Source organism: Protofrankia sp. Cas4, from assembly GCF_963555915.1.
Lineage (GTDB): Bacteria > Actinomycetota > Actinomycetes > Frankiales > Frankiaceae > Protofrankia.
In genome coordinates this window covers 1-3,992 of record NZ_CAUVXL010000250.1, presented here as the reverse complement: position 1 = coordinate 3,992, position 3,992 = coordinate 1, and the positions used below count along the sequence as shown (strand labels likewise).

The 3,992-nt window shown below is 65.8% G+C and carries 7 protein-coding genes; 6 read left to right on the top strand and 1 reads right to left on the bottom strand.

The features are described 5' to 3' along the window. Positions 1–397 (top strand): BlaI/MecI/CopY family transcriptional regulator (locus tag U9979_RS22665; protein WP_322780881.1); only part of this gene is annotated, 397 nt, incomplete at its 5' end. 409 nt (positions 398–806) lie between these two features. On the opposite strand, the gene U9979_RS22660 is transcribed toward U9979_RS22665, so the two are convergent. Further along, positions 807–1,025 carry a hypothetical protein gene (locus tag U9979_RS22660; protein WP_322766248.1) on the bottom strand — a complete coding sequence of 73 codons (219 nt, stop codon included), beginning with the start codon at positions 1,023–1,025 and terminating at the stop codon, positions 807–809. A gap of 85 nt (positions 1,026–1,110) precedes the next feature. Here U9979_RS22660 and U9979_RS22655 point away from each other — a divergent pair, with 85 nt between their 5' ends. The 5 genes from U9979_RS22655 to U9979_RS22635 all read left to right on the top strand — a co-directional run bounded on the left by U9979_RS22655 (position 1,111) and on the right by U9979_RS22635 (position 3,948). Next, complete coding sequence (locus U9979_RS22655) at positions 1,111–1,425, top strand: hypothetical protein (protein WP_322780880.1); 315 nt, start codon at positions 1,111–1,113, stop codon at positions 1,423–1,425. A gap of 134 nt (positions 1,426–1,559) precedes the next feature. Further along, positions 1,560–1,703: a hypothetical protein gene (locus tag U9979_RS22650; protein ID WP_322750552.1), complete on the top strand. Its 144-nt coding sequence runs from the start codon at positions 1,560–1,562 to the stop codon at positions 1,701–1,703. Position 1,704: 1 nt separating this feature from the next. Continuing rightward, positions 1,705–2,355 (top strand): 5-formyltetrahydrofolate cyclo-ligase, encoded by a 651-nt coding sequence (locus U9979_RS22645; RefSeq protein ID WP_322750551.1) that lies wholly within the window; start codon positions 1,705–1,707, stop codon positions 2,353–2,355. A 163-nt stretch (positions 2,356–2,518) separates the two neighbouring features. After that, positions 2,519–2,929: an FmdB family zinc ribbon protein gene (locus U9979_RS22640; protein WP_322750550.1), complete on the top strand. Its 411-nt coding sequence runs from the start codon at positions 2,519–2,521 to the stop codon at positions 2,927–2,929. 227 nt (positions 2,930–3,156) lie between these two features. Further along, positions 3,157–3,948, top strand: a complete 792-nt coding sequence (locus U9979_RS22635) for an SAF domain-containing protein (RefSeq protein WP_322750549.1) — start codon at positions 3,157–3,159, stop codon at positions 3,946–3,948. The last annotated feature ends 44 nt before the right edge of the window (positions 3,949–3,992 follow it).

Below are 3,992 nucleotides of genomic sequence, written 5' to 3'. Positions count from 1 at the left end.
GCTGTGGGATGCTCGAATGCCCGTGAGTACCGGCGCCATCCAGCACAACCTGGGTGGGGGGCTCGCGCACAGTACAGTAGCCACCACACTTGGGCGTCTCATCACCAAGGGGCATGTCGAACGGGTACGCGTCCGGCGGGTGTGGATGTACCACGCGACCCGATCTCAGGAGGAGTATGCCTCCGCACGAATGCTTGCGTTGCTGGGTCAGGTCGCCGACCAGGACGCGGCGTTGCGTCACTTTGTGAGCGGTCTTTCGCCCCGGCAGGTGCGGCTGCTGTGGCTTGTGCTCGGTGCGGCCGGCGGAGACTCGTGCGAGCGTGGCACCGATGAGCCAGCACATGATCTTTATGGTCACGAGGATGGATCGGGAGCGGGTGGGATCGGACAGACCTGAGATCCTGTTTTGGATCTTCTGGGCATGGTTCCCGCCTTGCGATGCATGTCCGCCAGTCCCGATCTTTGATCCACACCCCTATTCCCAGGCACTCTTATGAGCGAATCCCCTAAAAATATTAGGTCATCGAAAATGACCTCGACAACGTCGGTCGACAAAGCCCTGCCGTCCGGATGGCGGTGATGAACCCGAATCCAGTGTGGCCTGTTGGTGGCATCCGCATCCGCATCCGCACGTGCACACGTATCCGCATCCGCACGTGCACACGTATCCGTATCCGCATCAGTGGACAGCGACCTGACTGGTTGAATCCGACCCCCAGAGGGCATGTTCACGCCAGCCCGGGCGGCCCTGGCCGACCCGGGCTCGGACTGCCGAACGCCGCTGGGGATGCGAGATCTCTGGCTGACTAGGCCCTTCGCCGCCTGTAGTACTCGACGATCCACGCGTCGACGTCGCGTTTGCGCCACACACGGGTGCCTTTGGATGTCGCGGTAGGTGCGTTGATGACCTGTAGCGGAGCAGGGAACTGAGGGTCTCGGCGCGTCCAGTAGTCAACCGCCTGGCGCGTGATCTTCAGTTGGAAGGCTATGTCCCCGATGCCGACCAGCCGCTCACTGTCGTCCACCGGAACAGCGTAACGGCTTTGCTGGTAGCCAAGCACACCGCTATGGTTTGTTTTGCTGAACAGCAAATGTTCTGGGAGGATACGGATGGTGGCACCGGTAACCCGCCGCGACGTGGTTCGGGCGACGCTGGATCACGACGAGGCATACGATCAAGATCCACAAGGGGACCCTCCAGTCTCGGTACCCCGCTATCGTCGCGCGGTGCGGGCGGCGATCGATGTCGTACCCGAGGTCGTGACGGAGAAGGGAATGCGCAGGTCAGAGGGTGATTTCGAGGCATACTCGGCGGGTGTGCGCGACGCGTTGGATGCGGTCGCGGACGCGATCGCACGTGTTGTGGAGGGCGCGGGGGATCCGGGTTCGCCGGGCGACGGTGGCTCGGCGCGGACCGCGACATGACCGGAGCGTCAGCCGAGAGGCTGTCAGCTGAGCACTGTGGGGCAGATGGGCCGCCTGCAGCGGCGGGAAGCCCGCCGGGCTCGCCGGGCCGGACGGGATGTCCGAAGCTTCCGAACTGGGAAGGAGGAACGCTCGTGTGGGACGACGCACGCTCCGATGACGATCGTGACATCGGATGGGGCGACGACCGGGACACCTCTGAGGAGAGCGCGGACACCGACATCGAGTGGCTGCGCGCCGAACGTCCACCGCATCACATCGACCGCGACACGTCCTGACATGCCCGCGGATGAGGCTCTGAACAGTCTGAAGGTCGAGCTGCGGGCGCGCCAGCTCGCGGCACGCGCCGGTCGGATCGCCCGTACCGACTTCGGGGCGGGTGGCGGATCGGCGTCAGAGGGTTCGATCGAGGCGTACACCGCCGCTTCGTCGACCCGACGCGTATTGGATCTTCCCGAGGTGGCCGCGGCGCGCTGCGTGGCTGCGTATGTGAACCTGCCCGGCGAGCCGGAGACAGGTCGGCTTCTCGGGCAGCTGCGGGCCCGGGGGGTGGGTGTCCTGCTGCCGTCGATGCGACCCGATCTAGACCTGGATTTCCGTGAGTACAACGGATCGCTGATTGCAGGCGCCTTTGGAACTCGTGAACCTCCGCTCGGTGCAGTGATTGTTGATCTTATCCGTGCGGATGTCATCGTTGTTCCGGCGTTGGCGGCCGACGTGCGTGGAGGGCGATTGGGGCGTGGCGGTGGCTCCTACGACCGGGCGCTGCGGCGCGCGAGACCGGACGCGCTGATCGTGGCAATGGTGCACGACCACGAGCTGGTCGCCCACGTGCCGACCGAACCCCACGATATCGGCGTCCATGTCGTTGTCACACCGCGTGCCACGGTGCGGTGCGGGGCTGCCGGCTTGTCGGTGGACCCGCGGTAGCGCTATTGGTGCGCGGTGTAGTGATCATTGGCGTTGACGCTGTGCCGGCGGAGCTGACAGCCGGCTCGGATCGTGGTCTGAGGGTGGTCGTCGACGCGGAGGTGCCGTCTCGGGTTAGAGTTGGCAGTCACCGAAGTCGAGTGCTAACTCCTGGGAGGAGTCCGTGCCGCGCTACGAGTACCGCTGCACCGCGTGCGATCAGGATCTTGAGGTTGTGCAGAGTTTCAACGATGCGGCGCTGACCGAGTGCCCCGCCTGTGGCGGCAAACTGCGCCGGGTGTTCAGCCCGGTCGGCATCATGTTCAAGGGTGCCGGTTTTTACAAGACCGACAGCCGATCCGGTGGCGGTGGAGTCCGGGACCGGGCGAAAGACAAGGTCGGCAATGAGGCCGGCGCTGACACATCCAGTAAGGAGACCGTCGGGGCTGGTGCGCCCGCGGGGGGCGGCTCGGTGGACGCGACGTCGAGTGCCGCAGGCTCGTCGACGGCCACGAGCACGGCGTCATCGGCTGGTTCCTCCAGTTCCTCTGGTTCAACCAGCTCCTCCGGCGGCTCGGGTACCGCCGCGGCCTGATCGATGCGGGCTCCCTCGGACTCCTTCGGGGCTTCCGTGGGAGCCCGAGGTCGTTGGTGACTCCCTGGCTGCACCGGCGACCGGTCTGTGTAATCCGGGCACTTGCGATGGGTCGGATTTCCACAGGAGACGGCCTCGGGCGTACGCGGACAGCGCTTTGTCCACAATGCGCACTCCGGTCGTGACTGCTTCCCACCCGGTGGCTAATGTGATCTTCACGTTCACTCGTGAAGATCGTGGAGGTCGCGATGTGGCTTGCCGGACGCACAACTGCGCGTATCGGGGAGGTACGTGCCTGGCGGCTCGCGGTTGGGGCCCGGCGGCGGGTTCTTGCGGGTGTCTTCGCCGGTCTGGCTTTGCTCCTTGCCGCCGGCGCCCTGCGATCCAGCCAACCGTTGGCCGGCACAGCGGTGGTTGTGGCGGCCAGCGAGCTGGAGGGCGGGGCGATCATTGCCCCGACCGACGTCCGGATCGTGTCGTTACCGGTGGATGCCGTGCCAGTGGGTACCGCCCGGCGCTTCGAGGAAGCCGTCGGGCGGACCCTGGCAGCGCCGGTCGGTCGTGGCGAACCGATTACCGATGCGCGGTTCCTCGGTCCCGGCCTGCTCACCCAACGGCAGGCAGCCGCTGGCCTGGTCGCGACACCGGTCCGCGTCAGCGATGCCGGATCGGTTCTGTTCCTGCGCGTCGGTGATCGGGTGGACGTGCTTGCGGCGTCCACCGAGATGGCCGTGCCAGACGCGAGCTCACGGAACGGGTCGACGACAAGGCAGCCAGGGGTGCCCACCGGCGACACATCGGCAGGGCCGACAACCGAAGCCGGCACCGCGACGGTCGTTGCATCCGACGTCACCGTCCTAGCAGTTCTCCGTCCCCGTGATGCAGCGGAAGGTGTCGTAGCCACGACTGACGGCGCGCTGCTCTTTGTAGCAGCTCCGCCACGCGTTGCGGCTATTCTTGCCGGTGCGGCAGTGCACGCCAGGCTGTCGGTGACCGTGCTGGGGCGCCGAGCATCGTAGTACTACTGATCCATATCGCTACTGATCCATAGCGTCATAGCCCC

Bases quoted from the DNA above. Each gene is read 5' to 3' on its own strand.
- U9979_RS22655 (WP_322780880.1), top strand. From the start codon at position 1,111: ATGGTGGCACCGGTAACCCGCCGCGACGTGGTTCGGGCGACGCTGGAT.
- U9979_RS22645 (WP_322750551.1), top strand. From the start codon at position 1,705: ATGCCCGCGGATGAGGCTCTGAACAGTCTGAAGGTCGAGCTGCGGGCG.